Genomic DNA, 18,535 nt, shown 5'->3' with positions numbered 1-18,535 from the left:
TGTTCAGTAGAGAAATAGAAATTTAGGTTTTATTGTAGCCTGGGTGCAGTGTAGCGGAACCCGGGAATTCCGTAGTAAGAAAATCCGGGTTCCGCTACACTGCACCCAGGCTACAATATACTGTGGCTAAACAAATCAGGATATAGCCCTAATTTATCGCTAATAAATGTCCCAGTTTCTCTTTTTTAGTTTTTAAATATCTGTGACTTTCCTTAGTAGGCTCTATTTCTAAAGGCACTCTCTCCATAACCTTTATTCCATAACGATCCACAGCAGCAATTTTTGAAGGGTTATTGGTTAATAACCTTATTGCATCAATACCAAAATATTTGAGTATTTGATAGGCAATAGCATAATTTCTACTGTCAACAGGAAGACCTAGTTGATGATTCGCATCAACAGTATCCCAACCTTGCTCCTGCAAGGCATAAGCTTTTAGTTTATTCGCCAAGCCAATTCCTCGTCCTTCCTGGCGTAAATAAATTAAAACACCACCTTCAGCAGCAATCAATGCCAAAGATTTTTCCAATTGGTTACCGCAATCGCATTTACAGGAACCAAAAATATCACCAGTAATGCATTCTGAATGAATACGCACTAAAGGCACGCGATTCGCAAACACAGGCGGCTTTACCAAAGCAAAATGCTCTGCATTATCAAGTTCGTTTGCAAACACAGTCATAGTAAAATCACCTTTATTTTGCAAAGGAATACGTGTTGAAGCAGCAGCGTTGACCAGCACCTCATGGCGAATTCGGTATTCTATCAAATCTTTAATCGTTACCAGAGGAATATTATGTTTTTTGGAAAATGAAACCAATTCATCACGACGGCTCATAGTACCATCTTCATTTATAATTTCACAAATCACTGCAGCAGGAGTTAAACCAGCAAGCTTTGCCAAGTCAACACTACCTTCTGTTTGACCTTGCCGTTCCAAAACTCCTTTCTTTCTAGCGCGTAAGGGAAAGATATGTCCTGGAGAAATGATATCAGTCGGTCCACTCTCAGGATTAATTGCAACTTTAATTGTTTGAGCCCTATCTTTAGCTGAAATTCCCGTTGAGACACCTTCCGCTGCTTCTATAGATACAGTAAATGCTGTGCCATAAGGTGATTTATTATTTTGCGCCATCATTGGCAATTGTAATTTATCAATCAATTCATCAGCCATAGACAAGCAGATCAATCCACAACCATGACGAGACATAAAATTAATTGCTTCTGGCGTAGCATATTCTGCAGCCACAACCAGATCTCCTTCATTCTCCCTATCTTCATCATCCATTAAAATAACCATTTTACCGGCTTTAAGTGTTTCCACTGCGTGTTCTATTGTAGCTAATGAATACTTCATAACGCGACCTCATTTGATCCAGTGTTCATTTAATCCTCCTGCCAATCCAGACATGCTATCATATTGTCACCCATAGCATGCCAAGAAATAGTATGCGCTCGGTCAAATATCCCACTCTGCTGGTAGGCTGAAATTGCATCGTGCTCCAAAATACTTGGAACGATATATAAATAAGTTCGATGAACTAACTTTTCCTGGTGCAGCGCACTAAAAAGAGCGCCTCCCGCCTCAACCCAAACATCATGATACCCCAACTCCCCCAGATGGCAGAGCACAGCACCTAAATCCATTACTCCATTTTTCATGGGCATTAAATGCAAAGTACTATTGGGATAAGAAGCTTCCTGCTCATTACAATGATACACATGACAATGAGCTGCTGTTGAAAAAATTATGGATTGTTGATTAAGACTCAACTGCCTATCAATAATTGCAACTGGCTTTGCCTGTTCTTTCTGGCCTAAACGCACATTCATCTTAGGGTTATCCAGTTGTATTGTTCTAGCCGTAGTAAGAATGATATCTGTTGCAGCGCGCATTTGATGCGTAAATTCCCCACATTGAGTATTTGACAAAATAACACGCTCTCCTACTGCGCGACCAATTTTACCATTCAATGTTTGCGCTATTTTCACCGTTACCCTTGGCATTTTAGTTAAAGTCCAGTAAGAGTAACTTTTATAAAATTCTGTAATTTCATCTACAGGGTAATACGTTACCTTTATGCCATGGGCACGTAACTTATCTGAAGAATTATTTTTAGCTACGACTGGATTGGGATCTAAATAAGCAAAAACAACCTCTTCCACTCCATAATTAATAATTGCATCAACACATGGAGGCGTTCTTCCCCAATGATTACAGGGCTCAAGAGAAATATATAGCGTAACCCCTGGCATTTTAGGAGGAATCTGTGTTAACAATAATTGTTCTGCATGCGGAGTCCCTGCACCTCTATGGCATGCCTGTGCTATAATAGTTCCATTTTGCACAGCAACAGCGCCAACGCAAGGATTTGGGGCGCAATGGCCTTGTCCAAGTCGGGCCTGTTCAAGTGCTGCGAGCAAAAACTTTTTGTGCATTGTTTAGTACCTTTCTATGATGCATGGTAACTGCTCACGTGCTAAATAGACGTCCTCCTAAGGATAAACCTCGGGATAACGAGAGAGGATGAGTAGTTACGATGCGTGAATGATAACAAATTATTCAATTTTTGAGTAGCCTAATGATTAAATTGAAAATTAAGAAAAACGTCTGTTTAATACTGTTAGCCACTTTTCTTGCACAATCCTCTTTCTCCCAGGGGCTGTCTCCATACTCAACAGGAGAACTGGAACAATTAGAAAAAGAGTTTGTACAACAAATTAATCAGTCAGAAAGTGTGGAGCGAAACCCGTTAGCAAGCCAATACATTAATCGTATTGGGAAAAATCTTGCTCATGCGGGTCATATTAAAACACCAGATTTCTTTATAGTAAAATCAAATGAAATCAATGCCTTTGCTGGTCCTGGTGGACATATAGGTATTAATTCACAGCTTATTTTAACCACAAGTAGTGAAAGTGAGCTTGCTGGGGTTATGGCCCATGAGATCGCGCATGTGCGTTTGCACCATCTCTACAGAATGATCGAGCATCAAAAACAAATGCGCATTCCCATGCTTGCTTCCATACTGGCCTCTGCTGCTTTAGGTGTAATCAATCCCACAGTTGGGATGGCGGGAATGATGGGTGCCATGACAGGGTTTTCCCAAGATAACATCAATTTTACCCGTTCTAAAGAAAAAGAAGCGGATAGAATTGGAATCGATATGCTGATTAAAGCAGGATATAATCCTCACGGTATGGCCGCTTTTTTTAAAAAAATGCAGGAAAATTCTCGTTATTATTACACTGCAAATGTACCTGCCATTTTACGAACCCACCCTCTGGATGGGGATAGAATCGCTGAAGCAGAAAACCGAACCGCACAATTTTCGCACAAAAAATACACAGAAACTCTCGAATACCCATTAGTCAAAGAATTAATTCGCACTTCAGTCATCCGCGATCCTAAAATGCTACTTGATTATTATGAGCATCAATGTAACCAAAAAACTCCCGCATATGCTTGCCAATATGGTCATGCCCTTGCGTTAATCAACAATAATAGTTATACAAAAGCAGCTGCCATTTTGACTCCTTTATTAGTACAAAATAACAATCTATATTTTCAAATTGCTATGGCACAAGCTGAAACAGGATTATCCCAACATAAAGCCGCCCTCTCCCGATTGGAAGAAATACAAAAGAATTACCCTGACAATTATGCGGCACTTATGGCATACGCCCAAGGTTTATTGGCTGCAAATCAACATGAAAAAGCCACAAGCATCCTGCTTAAAGGTAGTAGGAAATATAAACAGGATCTTGTTTTATGTCGTGAGCTAGCTCGAGCCCAAGCGCAATCACATCAAAAAGGCTATGCTTATTTTACCCAAGCCCAGTGTTTACTTCTTGAAGGCCAAAAAAGAGCAGCAGTAGCTCAACTCAAAGTAGCCCGTAGTCTTGCCAAAAAGGACCCTTATTTATTGGCAAGGATCTCTGCCAAAATTGATGAAATTGTGAATTAAATGATGTTTGCGGTGTAACTTAATTGGAGAAAACCACACAATTGTAAGAATTTCCTTTTCTATTGACTAATCTCGTTTGCTTGCAACTACATCTTCTATACATCGCTGAAAAATCAGCCCATAAAATCCGCCCTAAATAATTGGATCCCGCGGAAGCCACGGGGTGTAGGCAGAGATGTGATCAGGAGACAAGTGCAAGTGCAAGCAAAAAGGCTACTCAAATTTACTCTCACAATAGAAATTAATCTCGAAAATTCTCATACTGCAATGGCAATTTGATATTTGATTTCTTTAAAAGAGCGATTGTTTCTTGCAAATCATCACGTTTTTTACCAGTAACCCGAATTTTATCTCCTTGAATAGAGGCCTGAACCTTAATTTTGGAATCTTTAATACATTTCACGATGTCTTTGGCTGTTGGCTGATCGATTCCCTGTTTAAACGTCATATTCAAGGAATAAAATTTTCCACTGTGCACCGGCTCATCCTCTATATCCACTCCCGAAGCATCAAGATTACGTTTACTGCAGTGATTGCGGAATAAATCCTCTAATTGTCTGACCTGAAAATCAGATTCGGCTCGTAATGTCACTGTCAGATCTTTAAGTTCTATGCTTGACTCTACTCCCCGAAAATCAAAGCGAGTACCCATCTCACGCAAAGCGTTATCCACAGCATTACGTAATTCAACCATATTTGTTTCAGAGACAATATCAAAAGAAGGCATAAGTTACTCGTTCAAGTTAAAAATGTAATTTAACAAAAAACAGAATGCGGCACCATATTTCCAAATGTCAATTTCTCCTAATGTTGCATATTTGCGTAAAGAATGTTATCAAATTAATTGGTTCAAAAATATTCTATTTAGTTACCAACCGTACAATAGCTTTCAGGTTATTCTATCTCAAGGAGTGAGAAGTATGGCAAAGGAAAAAAGAGAGTATTACACCTCATATCAGCCTCAACAGCATCAATCTCGTTTTTGGGTCCATTCGGAATCCTGTTATACTGAGGAAGAATTAGAGCAAAGAACATGGATTCTTAAAGTGCGCAGTAACTCAGGAATTCATCCTGATTATTTATCAAATCCCAGTTCCTGGTTTGCTGATGACTCCCAGGCCTTAATCAACGTGTATGAGCGCTCCTGGTTTTACTCTAATGCATACAAGACACGTCATGTTTTAAACCGGGATGACTTTCATGTTCAACCTATCGATAGCCAACGTCTCCAATGGACTGCTTTATATGACTTAATGCAAAAAACCGGAGATTATTTATTATTAAGAAATCAGGCGTTGCCCCAAACTCATTTAAATCAGCCCATGAATTTTTTCCTATTGGATCTGAATCATATTCTGAAAGGAATAAGTCAAAATCCAAATATCAAACAAACAAGAGACCAACTGGAGCATGTCACCCGCTACGTACGCACTATCGAAAAAAACATTTCTCCCTTTGCAGGTTCAGATCGGCTATTTTTAGCTAATTTCCGCAGTACGATTGATGATGAAATCCATCCGCAATTAACGCGGAAGATTGAATCACAATTATTAAGAGATCGCCTTGGTGAATTATCAAAAAGCATCGAACAATTATCCACCGAGCGCAACAGAATATTACATTTTGCTCTGAATGCGAATCAGGTTAACCCCCACCCTTATACTTTCGCAATTGATAAGCCTGATGATTTAAAAGCCTACCCTACTCAGGCAGTAAAAGAGTGTGGGAAAAGTTCAACTGCTGTCGTAGAAAGCCCTATATCCATATTGCAATTAACAGGTGAAGAGCTTAAAGATTGCTCCAATTTCCAGTTAATAAACATGGAAGATAAAGTGTTAGATCATTATGCCAAAGCCATAACTGATTTAAATGAGCTCGATCAGTTTCAAAAAGTCATTACTCAAACAATGGATCTCTTGGGACAAGCAGGTGAAGTGTATACCGTTTTTCAATTTAAGGAGCAACTCTCTTTTCTATTGAAACAAATTGAACATTTTATTGATGAATCATCCGTTCATATTAACGAAATTATTCATGCCAATACGCTTGCTTATCATAAAGCGATTCATGAGGAGCAGAATTTACCTTTGCTAAAAAGGTGGTTAACATCCGAGCAAGAAAAGTTAAACACATTCATAGACAATCAAGATACTTTAGCGCAATTTCCCTCAACTACAGCAGATCTTGCAAAAACCAATCAAGCACTGAAACAACAAGTAAATTATGTTATTGGCCATTTAAATGGCCCTAAAGTAAAAAGTACTGATTTCGCAACACTAGCCGGGCAAGCTCAAGAATTAAATGCATTGATGGATTCAATGCATCGCTGGATCACATTCCAATACAAAATCAAAGGACTGGAACCACCAAAAAAACCTGAAAAGCTGGAATTATTATCACAACAACCAAAATCACAACAACAATCCCACAGCCAACCAAAACTGCGTCCATCCTTCTTTGAGGCGAATAGACAAATCTCCGGAACCAATGGCTGTTTACCCAACTGGACTTATGAACAGGCAGTATGTCCTGTGTTTCCAGAGCAACCACAAGCTCTAGCAATAACAGCCTGCGGCGACCAGGATATGGATGTATGTCCAGTATCAAAACAAGAAACATCTTATGCCGGCGTTTATTTGGGCTTAATTGTTTTAATTCCTGTTGGATTAATTGCACTCTATTTACTGTATCAAGCACTCAATAATAAATCCGAGCCCAAAGTGAAAATTCTAGGAAATAAAGATGAATATGAGGCAATAAAAACGGAATTAGATGATTTTATTGTAACAATTCAAAGAGATTCATTCATGAATGATTCCGATATAAAAAGTCTCTTCGAAGAATACATTGAAAAATACGAGGAGTTAAGCAAACAAGCCAAAAAAGAAATTTATGATATAGAAGAATTAACAGAATTATATGAAAACATAAAATGCTTCTATGATGATTACTGTCCTAAATCACCCCAATCGACTTCTCTTACGTGTTAGGTAAAACCTACATTTCCGCGCTTTATGCATGGTTGATTGACAAATATACTCATTATTGAGTGTAACAACTATAATTAGGTTATTTAGCATATCAATTTAACTTCTTCTTATTATTTTTCGAATAATGAGAAGAATAAACTACGGTAGTGAGAGTTGTGGAAGCATTTAAAAATAATTTTCAATCCTTGGTACGATTAGCCATCCCACTAATTCTCACCGGGTTATTACAATCTTCTGTTTATTTTTTTATAACCATATTCCTAGCTCGTGTTAGTCAAGATGCATTAGCAGCGGGTTCACTGGTTGCCTGGCTATTTGGGACGTTTAACATCATTGTTATCGGTATATTAAATGCGATTAATGTCTTGGTAGCCCATCGACATGGCGCTAAAGATGGACATGGAATTGCTTTAGTATTTCGAGATGGATTTTGGTTAGCTTGTATCTTGACCATTCCTGCGTGTTATTTTTTTTGGCATATTGCCCCACTTCTCTTATATCTTGGCCAAAACCAAGCTTTGGTGAAACTAACTGAATCTTATTTACATGCACTAACATGGGGATTATTAGCGAATTTTATTACAGTGGTACTCATGGAATTTGTAATAGGACTTGGCAAAACTCGATTTGCACTATTCTTTAGTGCATTGAATGTCTCTTTGAACATTTTATTTAGCTTTGCTCTGATTTTTGGAAAATTTGGCTTGCCAGCCATGGGAGTTGCTGGTGCAGGCTGGGGTACAACCATAGGTTTTTGGATTACTGTATTATTTTTCTCTTGGTATATTTTTACGAATAAAAACTATAAACCGTATACTCGCCTACTCTTTACTTACGTTAAACCATTTTACTTGATTGAGTTACTCAAAATTGGGACTCCTTTAGGAATAATGTATTGTGTTGAAATTGGCTTTTTCTTTGTTTTGATTTTAATTATGGGTTCACTCGGTAATCAACTGCTAGCAGCCAATCAAATCACATTGCAATATTTATGTATTTTAACGTCTGTTATTTTTTCAATAGCCCAGGCAATCACTGTGCGCATGGGGCATTTATTAGGGGAAGGCGATGTAGTAACTGCAAAACAGGTGGGTTATATCGGTACTTTTACTTCGGTTACTTTTATGTTTGGTGCCGCACTTATTTATTGGTTTTTCCCTAAGTTACTTATTGCTATTGATTTTGATATTCACGAGCCTGGTAATCAGGAAATATTACATTTTGCAATCCAACTTCTGGCAGTCAGTGCAGTATTTCAAATATTCGAATCAGCCCGGATCTCACTATTTGGCGCTTTACGTGCATTAAAAGATACGCGTTATACCTTAATAACTTCAATGATTAGCTTTTGGGGAATTGCGTTACCTGTAGGTTACTTGTTTGCAATTCCTCTGCAATGGGGCGGCATTGGCCTCTGGTGGGGCGTGTCATTAGGTGCAGTCATCAGTGTTTTATTGCTCTATTGGCGGTTTAATTTTAAAATGCAGCATTATCAGCCAGAAATTGGATAAATCTTGAAAAGACCTGCCTTATTTTTTCTTTTTCTAATCACCTCTTATTCGGTGTTTGCTTTAAATAATCCAGAGCTAAAATCCTATAAATATACTTTCTCCAAAAAAGAAAATTTTAAGGTCTCTTTCGCTGATTATCCCAAAGGTGAAGAAAAATTCTTTGAACTTCAATTTAAAAATGGTGCTAAATTGCCTCATGAAATTAATACGCCCCTTCATGGATTAAAAATATCAGGCAATAATCATAGTGATGATTTATTCATGTATGCTTATAAAAAAGTAAAGAATTTAAAACCCAATACAACCTATCACGTCAGTTTTTCTTTAGAATTTGCCTCGAATGCTCCTGAGGGTTCTATGGGTGCAGGAGGCTCGCCTGGTGATTCAGTGTATGTAAAAATTGGGGCTGTATCTCATAAACCGCAACGCGATGTGGATGACTCCAATCATTACAGAATTAACCTGGATAAAGGAAATCAAGCTCTTGATGGAAAAGATATGATCACTATCGGATCCATTGGGGTAGACACTGCAAACTCCATTTACAGGTTAAAGGCATTACCTTACTTACCCACTGAAGAAATGCAAGCGAAGCTCGCCAATTATACAACCAGAAGCAATAATCAAGGCGAGGTATGGTTAGTCCTCGGCACAGACTCTGGATTTGAAAGTACAACTACAATTTTTTATACCGGTTTATCTGTAACATTCAAAGAGCTGATTGAGGAATCAAAGTAAAATTTCTTTTTACTCCACGTTAAAACATCCCCGAAATATAGGTATATGTTCGGCTCTCTATAGCTAATGCGGTCTATATATTTTGAATCATTTCATCAACCAAAATAAACTTTGTACAATAAAAATAAGCCAATGATTAACGTAATTATCCCACTTGAGATAAACACTCCCGATTTATTTATCGTTTTATTCCAAATTTTATACACAGTATCTGGACAATAGAGCCTAAACAAGCCGCCAATTAGTATTAGCCAGGCAAAGACTGTTACTATGACTGGCCAACCCATTACCCATACGTTATGGCTCAGAACCATTAATAATCCAATAATTAATGTGATGATACCAACAACTAACATGACAGCTCGTTGTCCCATCAATTCTCTCATGGCAGTGATTACAACTTCACGTCGTATAAGTAAAAGCAGGCTCACAATTACCAAATACCAACCTAGTACAGAAGCTAAAAAATTGGTACTCATAATAATCTCCTGAAACATCCCTCTTATATAAATTATAGTGCAATATCTCCTTGAATAACGTGGTGAAACAGTTAAAAAAAGCTAAACTTATATAATATGATGTTTGGATCAAAGGATTCTTAAAATGAGCGAGCAATTTACTGCAAATGTCTACTGTAAAGAAGAAAGAATCGCGACCCAAACAGGAAACGATATTGATCAGCTTTATGCCTGGATGTTAATTCAAGTCAATGGACACTTTGATGATATACGTGGTGAGATTATCGACAATCAGACAAATAACGCCGTCAGGACATTTCGCAAAGCACCTATAGAGTGATGGCAACTCGAATTTATTTTTAAATCATCTAAATAGGCTAGAGTATCGTCGGTTTTTTGAGAAAAAACTTGATCTATTGAGTTATTTTCAATTAATTACTACGTTCCACAGCTTATTCGCAGACGTAGAGGAAGTACGGACAATGAAAAACTGGCGACTCCTAAGGCTAAATGAGCACAACTCATAAAAAAGAATGATTGACTCAGATAAAGAAGTACTTACAATGAATCCCTTAATTTAAAAGTACGTTAAGGATAGTCATGAGTGCAACAGAAAAAACTTCATCATTTAATCTGTTTTGGTTACTCAACTACATTTCTATTGCATCAGTTTCGGCGGCTATCATCACTCCCGCTTTACCAAAAATCCAAACTGAATATGCTTTAGGCCCCGGTATTATTGAGTGGATAGTCTCGGCATTTTTGATTGGTTATGTAGTTGGTCAATTGATTTATGGGCCACTTGCTAATCGATTTGGCCGTTTAAAAGCATTACGCATAGGTTTGGTGATTAATCTGATTGGGCTTGGTGTATGTTTGCTTGCACTACTGCAAGAAAACTATTGGTTACTCGTAAGCGGACGGCTAATCACTGCCTTGGGAGCTGCCAGTGGGCTTGCCTGTACCTTCATGTTAATTAATGAATGGTTACCTGAAGCACAACGCAAAACGGCTATAGCCTATTCTGTTTTGTCCTTTGCACTGGGCATCGGTATTGCTGTAGTTATAGGTGGGGTCATTACAGAATTTCTTCATTGGCAAGGATGTTTTTGGATTTTACTCGTGCATGGTTTAATAATGCTGTGGGGAACTTGTATCTTTAGTGAGACATTGATTCATCCTAAATCAATATATGTTTTGACTATTGTTCGCGATTATTATGCTGCACTTGCTTCTGCGAAATTGGTAATTTTTTCATTAGTAGTAGGTTGCTGTTCTGCAATATCTTATTGCTTTTCTGCGGCTGGGCCTCAAATTGCAGAAAAAATATTGAAACTCTCGGCAGCTGAGTATGGGTATTGGAATATCCTTAACATTATAGGAATGCTCTTAGGTGGATTATTAGCCAAACGATTACTTGCTCGTTTTTCGGCAAACCAACTCATTACCATTGGTTTTCTTGGTGTTGTGGCAGGAATAATTAATTTATTAATCATGTGGTATTTTGGGAATCAGTCTTCATTATGGTTTTTTCTTATTACAGCCAGCTTATATTTATTTAGCAGTTTTCTATTTTCGGGAGGTTCATTTGTTGCTTCCAATGCGCTTGAGGACAAAGCCAGTGCTGCAGCAATGATGAGTTTTGTTAATATGTGTTTTGCCACACTCAGTGTCATCGTGATGGGCTATTTGATGGTCAATCCTTTATTAAGTTTTATTATTATTTTAAGCCTTGTTTGGTTACTTGTTGTGGCACTATTATTAATAAAAGTCTCAAAGACCAATAACACAATAGACCTCGTCCAAACTCATTGAGGAGAGCGAGTACGAAGAAAGCTGGAGTGTATACGCAGTCATATGATGAGTCGTATACGCAATTCTCCTTTCCAATAGGTTTGGAAAGAGGTTTATTGATGTGATTAGGATGTAGATTAACTATTTAATTCTATAATTGGAGCAGGAGGCAACAATGTCGCATGGCCAGATACCACAATCACTCCAAAATTTTTTGGATTTGACCAATACAAGACCAGCTGTTTTTATACCCGAGGAAGTACGTGATCTCGCTGAAAAGACAGCAGAGGCTTTTGCTCTACCTAAGTTATTTGTACCCCTAATCAGCAACCCAGTGCTTCAACTTGCTGATCATGACATAGCGACACGAATTTATCATCCTGACCCACAAAAAAAATTACCCTTAATTATTTATTTTCATGGTGGTGGGCATTTATCAGGAAGCATAGAAACTCATGATGCACTTTGTCGGCGAATTGCTATTTCCAGTAACGCAGTAGTTCTTTCTGTGGGATATCGTTTAGCTCCAGAGTTTCCATACCCAGCAGGATTACTTGATTGTATGGCAGTTTTTGAACAAAAAGTTGAGTTAGTCAAAGACTTTCAGGTGAATATAAATCATGTTTTTTTAGCAGGTGATAGTGCTGGAGGAAATTTGGCACTTTCTGTTTGTCATCAAATGAAAGAACTTGGTGATCATACAATTAAAGGATTAGTATTAATTTATCCATCCGTTGATTTTTCGATGAACTATGAATCATATCAACGTAATGGAGAAGGATTTTTACTCACCCGAGAGAAAGTTAAATGGTATTTTGACAATTATTTCAAAAATGGTGGCGATCGAATTCAAGCATCACCAATGTATTTTAAACATTTGGAATTATTACCGCCCTGCTATATTGCAGCTGCTGAATACGATCCTTTATTTGATGAAGCAATCGCTTTTGCAAAAAAAATAAAAACTTTAGGAGTTCCCGTTAAATTAGAAGAATTTAAGGGAATGATTCATGTTTTTGCCCAACTTGAAATATTTGTCCCTGAGCAGGTCTCTCGATTAATTGGATCTATAGAACATTTTATCAAAGCACACTCTAAGTAGCTTGCGAAACCCGGGTTACGGCTTCGCCTGCACCCAGGCTACAAGGTATCAAACCCCTCATACTCCTGCCAACTGAGCTCTTCATAAGTACACTCTTCTACAATAGCAAGCTGCGGTCCTTCCTGCAGCCATGCATAAAATAATTTCAAATTGTCAACTGTCCCACACGCAAGTACTTCTACGCGTCCATCATCCAGATTTTGCGCCCACCCTGTGATACCCAGTTTCTTCGCTTCTCTTTGTGCTGAGGCGCGATACCATACTCCTTGAACTTTTCCCGAGATATAACATCTCATACATGCTTGATTCATCATAAAATTTCTTATTGGTTTTTGGATAAATAAAGTTTATCTTATTTTATAGGGTCTGTTTAGATTTTGCTAGCTTGAACTAAAATGGTCTGATTTTCGAGCACCGAAGCGCAGCATCACGAAGTATGTGAGCATCGGAACGCAAAAAATCAGGCCGTTTTGGCCAAGATAGTAGAAATCTAAACAGACCCTAATAAAGGAGATAAAAATGGCGATATGGTTTAAAGAAATTACTTTAGAAGATCTCAATCAATTTGGAAAAAATACTATGTCTGAATTTCTTGGCATCAAGTTTATTGAAATTGGTGATGATTTTTTAAAAGCAACCATGCCTGTAACTGCGCGTACCAAACAACCTATAGGTATTCTTCATGGCGGTGCCAATGTCGCATTATCCGAAACAGTAGCCAGTACTGCAGCAAACGCCGTTATTGATCTGAATCAATTTTTTTGCGTCGGCTTGGAAATTAATGCCAATCATATTCATTCAGTTAAAGAAGGTGAAGTTACAGCAATCGCTTCTCCTCTTCATCTGGGACGTTCTACTCAAGTTTGGCAAGTTAAGATTTTTAATGAAAAAGGAAGACTAACCTGTATTTCAAGAATGACTGCTTCGGTAATAAACCATCCCAAAGAGTAAAACGGTCTATGTATCTTTTTCCCTCTGACATTATGATACAATAAAGTGCATTTGATTTATTCTCCGCTGTTATGAAACCCAATCAAACACTTAAAAATCGGGGCGCCCTTAGCAATCCAGATGGCCGATTTGAGCCACAGACCCGCGAACATTTTGCTGATGGCTGGGACATCGAAGAAGATATTCTTCCCCCTTTAGAAACCTTTTTACTACCTGAGTATTCTAAATCAGTAATTAGCCATAATGATTCTCCTGATCTTGGCTTTGAACAGTCAATTAATCCCTATCGAGGTTGTGAGCATGGGTGCATTTATTGCTATGCCAGACCCAGCCATTCCTATGTCAATCTGTCACCGGGAATCGATTTTGAAACTAAAATCTTCTATAAAGTGGATGCAGCCAAACTTTTAGAAAAAGAAATTAATAAATCGAGTTATGCGTGTAAACCTATTGTTTTAGGGGCAAATACTGATCCTTATCAACCCGCAGAAACAAAACTTGCCATTACTCGTAGCCTTTTAAAGGTTTTAGCCTATCACCGTCACCCAATCATTATTATCACTAAAAATGCGCTTATAGAACGAGATTTAGATATTTTATCCGATATGGCAAAACACAATTTGATCAAAGTTGCGATAAGTATTACTTCTCTTTCAACAGATCTGAAACGGATTATGGAGCCTAGAACGACAGCGCCTTCTGGCAGGCTAAGAGTAATAAAACATTTAACTGAAAACAAAATACCTACTCGCGTTATGGTTGCACCGATTATTCCCATGATCAATGACATTGAAATGGAAAAAATATTGCAAGCTGCTGCACACGCAGGTGCCAGACATGCCAGTTATGTATTAATCAGACTACCTCATGAAGTCAAAGAATTATTTAAAGAATGGCTGAGCGAACACTTCCCCCAAAGGGCCGAACATGTGATGAGTCTTATTCGCCAAATGCGTGGCGGGAAAGAATACGATGCACGATTTGGTGTCCGTATGCACGGCGAAGGAGAATATGCCAATCTATTAAAGACTCGATTTCTTCTTGCTTGTAAACGATTTCGGCTCAATGTTGAACCTGAGCCTCATTTGGAAATAAATAAGTTTTGTAAAAAAGAAGATTTATTATCCAAACAATTAAGCCTCTGGGAGGATGAATGGTAGAGTGATTCCAAACATTCATTGGAAAGAATACCTTTCTGATTTTTTTTACTACCACTTGGATCTTAAATAAATATATTTGATTAAAATTAATGCAAAATAAGAAATAAATTCTATAATTAATCTGAGTGAAAAAAAGTAAAACCAAGGAGGATGTAATGAATACAAGTTCAAGCATTTCAAAAATGCTACGTACAGGTATCATAGTCAGCTCATTATTCTTCGCAGTAGGTTATACGTCTATCGCCAGCGCAGCTCAAGGATGCGGCCATGGATATCATAGGAATATGTATGGTGGGTGTGTATTAAATGCTCCAGGACCCAATTCATCACCAGCTCCATACCATCCAGGCTGCTGGCGAAATGCTTGGGGCCAATTACGTTGTTATAGATAATTACTTCCTTGGCCTTGCCTTTCTTAAAAGGTAAGGCCATATTTTTAACTCAATTTTACTTAAGAAACTTATTTGTTCTAAGTTTTACTTAACAGTTATCTTATTTCTTTTTATGAGAATGAGGTTCTAATTTAGACTTTTCTTGAGGATGTTTTATTTTATCAGGATGAGTAGAATGCTGTTGATCGTGACGGCGCGCATCTTGTGACTCATTCTTAAATTTATTATGTTTTGACATGTGCACTCTCCTTTATTATGTTTTGACATGTGCACTCTCCTTTTGATTAAAATTTCCATAGAATTTAAACTTAGTAGGACTTACTTAAAAAAGCAAATCACTCTCTTTTCGCAATCGTACTCACCAGGTCTGGTGCCAATTCGCTAGATTGAACCAAAATAGGAGACATGGAAACAAACCCTGATTTTTGAGTGGCACTTAATTCGTAAATTCAGTGGTTGTAATTTAAAAAGTGCGTTAAAGTAATTTTAAAAATTGAAATCATTTTAAAATGGATTTTTTATGACACCAGAAGTAAATGAAGCCTTAAGGAAAATAAGGCAGCAAAAACCCTTTATCTTAGCTATCACCAATTATTTTCCTATGGGTTATGTGGGAAGTGGAATACGTAGCATTGGCGGTTTCCCATTAATGTGTGGCGCAGAAGAGGAAGTCGAAGAATTACTAGGAATTTCTAAAGCAGTAATAATCAATCTCGGCAAATTAGATAATACTTTTGTTACACTGATTAATCTCCTCTGTGATATAGCAAATAAAAAGAACATTCCCGTTATTTTAGATCCTGTAGGAGCGGGCGCAAGCCAATACCGAACAGATGTTGCAACCAACTTAATAAAAAAACATCAAATATCCATTATCCGCGGCTATCCTAATGAAATTGCGAGTTTGCTGACTGGGGAGCTGGTAATTCAGGATAATAACCATCTTATGGAAGATAAAATAATAATAGAAAACGCTCAGTCATTATCAAAAAAATATAAACTCACTGTAGTTGTTAGTGGAAAAAGACATTTAGTTGTCAATTCAAATCAAATAGAGCAATTTAATTTCGATTCGGCCATGGTACAAAAAGTCGCGGGGATAGGTAATTTACTTTCAGCAATGATTAGCGTTTTTCATTCTGTGATTAAAGATCAATTTTTGGCCGCTAAAAATGCAGTGCATTTTTATGCTGAATGCGTTGGGCCAACTTCAAGTGGTGCTTCAGGCCCAGCTTCATTGATTATAGGGGTAATCGATCAAATTTATATTAATGCAAAAAAAGCACAACTATTTGCATAAAATTAAGATATATAGCATTGTAGGGTTTCTGGATAAACACCGTTCGCTAACCCGGGTTACGGCTTCGCCCGCACCTAAGGCCACAATCAAATTATTTGGTAAATGCCATAAAAGCAAATATTCCTTTATCTACAAGAACTTGAAAGTTATTCCAAGCTTGCTGACAAGCAATCTGGGCAAATGTATCAATTTTTTCAGGATAATCGTCAGTACGTGGATGCTCCATCCGTGCAATAATCTCATCATCAGCTATCTCGGAGTCGCTTTCCAGCATACGTGATTTTAAAGCATCCAGCCATTCATCACGTGTTTGATGCTGCTTAAGCACACCGTCGACCATTAATAAAAAACCATTAGGAGTTAATTTTTGTTTGCATAGAGCAATAAAATTGTTTTTCTCGTGCAAAGATAAATGGTGAACCGCATAGCTGGTATAAATCACATCGACGGGTGCAGATACACGAGGAAGTGCGGCAATCATATGATCCGCAATGAACTCTTTTTCACAATCCAGCGATGCAAGCGTGTTTTCCGCCATTTTTAAAACATCTGGCGCGGCATCAATACCAATATATTTTTTTATTGATGTTCCAGTAAGTACAGAAACAACAGTACTGCTATCCCCGCAACCAACATCTGCAAAAGAAAAAAGACGGTCTCCCATATGAGTTACGAGAAATTGTTGCAACGCCTGCAACATTTCACGATGATATAATGTATTATTTTTAATAGCACTTTGATACCGTTGCCAATTTTTATTAAAGTACTCACTCGCGGCAGTCATGGTTTATACCTTATAGTATTTAGTTATATAAAAAGGAGGATGATAGCAACTCCCATCATTCAGGTACACTAAACCAGTATAGATAAAATAAAATGCAGATTGCACAAAACAATGCTAAATGATAAAATTTGTTCCATTTGGCAAATATATGGGCCACATATGAACTATTTTTACACATTATTACTTGCTTTATTTTTTTCAACGAGCAGCCTCGCTGGCGTTGCATCTGAGGCGAGTTTGCGCGATAAAATTGGCCAAATGCTTCTTGTTGGTTTTGATGGGAAAAAAATTAATGAACAATCTGCAATAGTAAAAGCGCTTAAAGAAAATAATATTGGTGGCGTTATCTTATTTGACTACAATTATCGCACAAAAACATTTGACAAAAATATTGAAAGTCCAGAACAGGTAAAGAAACTTAATCATGACCTGCGCTATTTTGCTGAATTAGGTAATTTGAAACATCATCGACTGCAATTACCTCTATTAATTTCAGTAGATTATGAAGGAGGACAAGTAAATCGTTTAGGAGAGCAATATGGATTTCCTCCAGCATTATCTGCTGCCGAAGTTGGCAAAAGAGAAACTAAAGAAGCTGAGTCTACCGCCGCTTCTATGGCTCAAACTTTAAAAAAGGCAGAATTTAATTTAGATTTTGCTCCGGAATTGGATGTAAACGTCAACCCAGACAATCCTGTAATTGGAAAAAAAGATCGAAGCTTTTCCAATGATCCCAAGCAAGTAATACGTTATGCAAGAATTTATACACATCATTTCTTAAATCAAAAAATTCAATGTGCTTATAAACACTTTCCAGGACATGGGAGTTCTACCAAAGACTCACATTTGGGTTTTGTAGATGTTACCGATACTTGGCAATCTTATGAATTAAATCCTTTTGAGCAATTACTAAACTCTTCTGCAGCATGTGGTATGGTCATGACAGCACATATTGTGAATCGTCAATTAGATCCATCTGGATTACCAGCAACGCTATCTCACAAAATATTAACGGATCTTCTGCGTCATCAACTGCGTTTCAAAGGCGTGATCATCACTGATGATATGCAAATGAAGGCAATTAGCGACAATTATGGACTTGAACAAGCTTTAGTACTGGCGATTAATGCCGGCGCAGACATGCTGATGTTTGGTAATAACTTATCTGTTCCAGCACAAGATCCAGTGCAAGTCATCGATATAATTGAAGCCAAAGTCCAATCTGGGGAAATCAGCCAAGAACGAATAAATGAAGCATATCAGCATATAGTAGCTTTAAAAAAATCATTAAATTAGGGGTAACAGGACCTAATAATTTGATTTAATCGCGGATTACGCCAAATACGGCCGTTCCCTGATCGTTCCCTGATAGGGACTGTGCACCGAA

The 18,535-nt window shown here is 37.7% G+C and carries 19 protein-coding genes; 12 read left to right on the top strand and 7 right to left on the bottom strand.

All coding sequences use genetic code 11. The features are described 5' to 3' along the window. Positions 1-148: 148 nt before the first annotated feature. Both DY223_RS06100 and ribD read right to left on the bottom strand, forming a co-directional pair. Positions 149-1,357: a bifunctional 3,4-dihydroxy-2-butanone-4-phosphate synthase/GTP cyclohydrolase II gene (locus DY223_RS06100; protein ID WP_058459091.1), complete on the bottom strand. Its 1,209-nt coding sequence runs from the start codon at positions 1,355-1,357 to the stop codon at positions 149-151. A 29-nt stretch (positions 1,358-1,386) separates the two neighbouring features. Beyond that, positions 1,387-2,439, bottom strand: coding sequence for a bifunctional diaminohydroxyphosphoribosylaminopyrimidine deaminase/5-amino-6-(5-phosphoribosylamino)uracil reductase RibD (gene ribD, locus DY223_RS06095; protein WP_058459090.1), 1,053 nt, complete (start codon positions 2,437-2,439; stop codon positions 1,387-1,389). Positions 2,440-2,582: 143 nt separating this feature from the next. On the opposite strand from ribD, the gene DY223_RS06090 reads away from it, so the two are divergent. Next, positions 2,583-3,968, top strand: coding sequence for a M48 family metalloprotease (locus DY223_RS06090; RefSeq protein ID WP_058459089.1), 1,386 nt, complete (start codon positions 2,583-2,585; stop codon positions 3,966-3,968). 241 nt (positions 3,969-4,209) lie between these two features. On the opposite strand, the gene DY223_RS06085 is transcribed toward DY223_RS06090, so the two are convergent. Beyond that, entirely contained in the window at positions 4,210-4,695 is a 486-nt protein-coding gene (locus tag DY223_RS06085; protein WP_058459088.1) for a YajQ family cyclic di-GMP-binding protein, read from the bottom strand. A 193-nt stretch (positions 4,696-4,888) separates the two neighbouring features. Here DY223_RS06085 and DY223_RS06080 point away from each other — a divergent pair, with 193 nt between their 5' ends. The 3 genes from DY223_RS06080 (at position 4,889) to DY223_RS06070 (ending at position 9,207) form a co-directional block, all read left to right on the top strand. Then, on the top strand, positions 4,889-6,958 hold the full coding sequence (locus DY223_RS06080) for a hypothetical protein (RefSeq protein WP_058459087.1): 2,070 nt from the start codon (positions 4,889-4,891) through the stop codon (positions 6,956-6,958). Between the two features lie 155 nt (positions 6,959-7,113). Continuing rightward, positions 7,114-8,469: an MATE family efflux transporter gene (locus DY223_RS06075; protein ID WP_058459086.1), complete on the top strand. Its 1,356-nt coding sequence runs from the start codon at positions 7,114-7,116 to the stop codon at positions 8,467-8,469. 3 nt (positions 8,470-8,472) lie between these two features. Continuing rightward, on the top strand, positions 8,473-9,207 hold the full coding sequence (locus DY223_RS06070; protein WP_235810497.1) for a hypothetical protein: 735 nt from the start codon (positions 8,473-8,475) through the stop codon (positions 9,205-9,207). A gap of 95 nt (positions 9,208-9,302) precedes the next feature. Here the strand turns inward: DY223_RS06070 and DY223_RS06065 are convergent, their stop codons facing one another. Further along, positions 9,303-9,686, bottom strand: a complete 384-nt coding sequence (locus DY223_RS06065) for a DUF308 domain-containing protein (RefSeq protein WP_058459084.1) — start codon at positions 9,684-9,686, stop codon at positions 9,303-9,305. Between the two features lie 124 nt (positions 9,687-9,810). Here DY223_RS06065 and DY223_RS06060 point away from each other — a divergent pair, with 124 nt between their 5' ends. The 3 genes from DY223_RS06060 (at position 9,811) to DY223_RS06050 (ending at position 12,561) form a co-directional block, all read left to right on the top strand. Beyond that, positions 9,811-10,005, top strand: coding sequence for a hypothetical protein (locus tag DY223_RS06060; RefSeq protein ID WP_058459083.1), 195 nt, complete (start codon positions 9,811-9,813; stop codon positions 10,003-10,005). A gap of 260 nt (positions 10,006-10,265) precedes the next feature. Continuing rightward, positions 10,266-11,480 (top strand): MFS transporter, encoded by a 1,215-nt coding sequence (locus DY223_RS06055; RefSeq protein WP_058459082.1) that lies wholly within the window; start codon positions 10,266-10,268, stop codon positions 11,478-11,480. Between the two features lie 154 nt (positions 11,481-11,634). Beyond that, positions 11,635-12,561, top strand: a complete 927-nt coding sequence (locus DY223_RS06050; protein WP_058459081.1) for an alpha/beta hydrolase — start codon at positions 11,635-11,637, stop codon at positions 12,559-12,561. Positions 12,562-12,599: 38 nt separating this feature from the next. On the opposite strand, the gene DY223_RS06045 is transcribed toward DY223_RS06050, so the two are convergent. Beyond that, positions 12,600-12,875 (bottom strand): acylphosphatase, encoded by a 276-nt coding sequence (locus tag DY223_RS06045; protein WP_058459080.1) that lies wholly within the window; start codon positions 12,873-12,875, stop codon positions 12,600-12,602. A gap of 205 nt (positions 12,876-13,080) precedes the next feature. On the opposite strand from DY223_RS06045, the gene DY223_RS06040 reads away from it, so the two are divergent. From DY223_RS06040 to DY223_RS06030, 3 genes are all read left to right on the top strand, one after another. Then, positions 13,081-13,512, top strand: a complete 432-nt coding sequence (locus tag DY223_RS06040; RefSeq protein WP_058459079.1) for a hotdog fold thioesterase — start codon at positions 13,081-13,083, stop codon at positions 13,510-13,512. A 71-nt stretch (positions 13,513-13,583) separates the two neighbouring features. Then, positions 13,584-14,672 carry a PA0069 family radical SAM protein gene (locus tag DY223_RS06035; protein WP_058459078.1) on the top strand — a complete coding sequence of 363 codons (1,089 nt, stop codon included), beginning with the start codon at positions 13,584-13,586 and terminating at the stop codon, positions 14,670-14,672. Positions 14,673-14,827: 155 nt separating this feature from the next. After that, the gene (locus DY223_RS06030; RefSeq protein ID WP_082642428.1) at positions 14,828-15,064 is read left to right on the top strand and encodes a GCG_CRPN prefix-to-repeats domain-containing protein; all 237 of its coding nucleotides are present in this window, start codon (positions 14,828-14,830) and stop codon (positions 15,062-15,064) included. 100 nt (positions 15,065-15,164) lie between these two features. Here DY223_RS06030 and DY223_RS19220 read toward each other — a convergent pair whose 3' ends face one another. Then, the gene (locus DY223_RS19220) at positions 15,165-15,302 is read right to left on the bottom strand and encodes a hypothetical protein (protein WP_165482424.1); all 138 of its coding nucleotides are present in this window, start codon (positions 15,300-15,302) and stop codon (positions 15,165-15,167) included. A 282-nt stretch (positions 15,303-15,584) separates the two neighbouring features. Between DY223_RS19220 and thiM the strand changes: the two genes are divergently transcribed. Then, on the top strand, positions 15,585-16,364 hold the full coding sequence (gene thiM / locus DY223_RS06025) for a hydroxyethylthiazole kinase (protein ID WP_058459076.1): 780 nt from the start codon (positions 15,585-15,587) through the stop codon (positions 16,362-16,364). Positions 16,365-16,455: 91 nt separating this feature from the next. Here the strand turns inward: thiM and DY223_RS06020 are convergent, their stop codons facing one another. Then, on the bottom strand, positions 16,456-17,148 hold the full coding sequence (locus DY223_RS06020) for a class I SAM-dependent methyltransferase (RefSeq protein ID WP_058459075.1): 693 nt from the start codon (positions 17,146-17,148) through the stop codon (positions 16,456-16,458). 159 nt (positions 17,149-17,307) lie between these two features. Between DY223_RS06020 and DY223_RS06015 the strand changes: the two genes are divergently transcribed. Further along, the gene (locus tag DY223_RS06015) at positions 17,308-18,444 is read left to right on the top strand and encodes a glycoside hydrolase family 3 protein (protein WP_058459074.1); all 1,137 of its coding nucleotides are present in this window, start codon (positions 17,308-17,310) and stop codon (positions 18,442-18,444) included. Positions 18,445-18,535 lie beyond the last annotated feature (91 nt).

This window comes from Legionella bozemanae, assembly GCF_900450575.1.
Lineage (GTDB): Bacteria > Pseudomonadota > Gammaproteobacteria > Legionellales > Legionellaceae > Legionella > Legionella bozemanae.
Note: the sequence above shows the minus strand (reverse complement) of the source record. Positions and strands in the feature narration are given on the sequence as shown.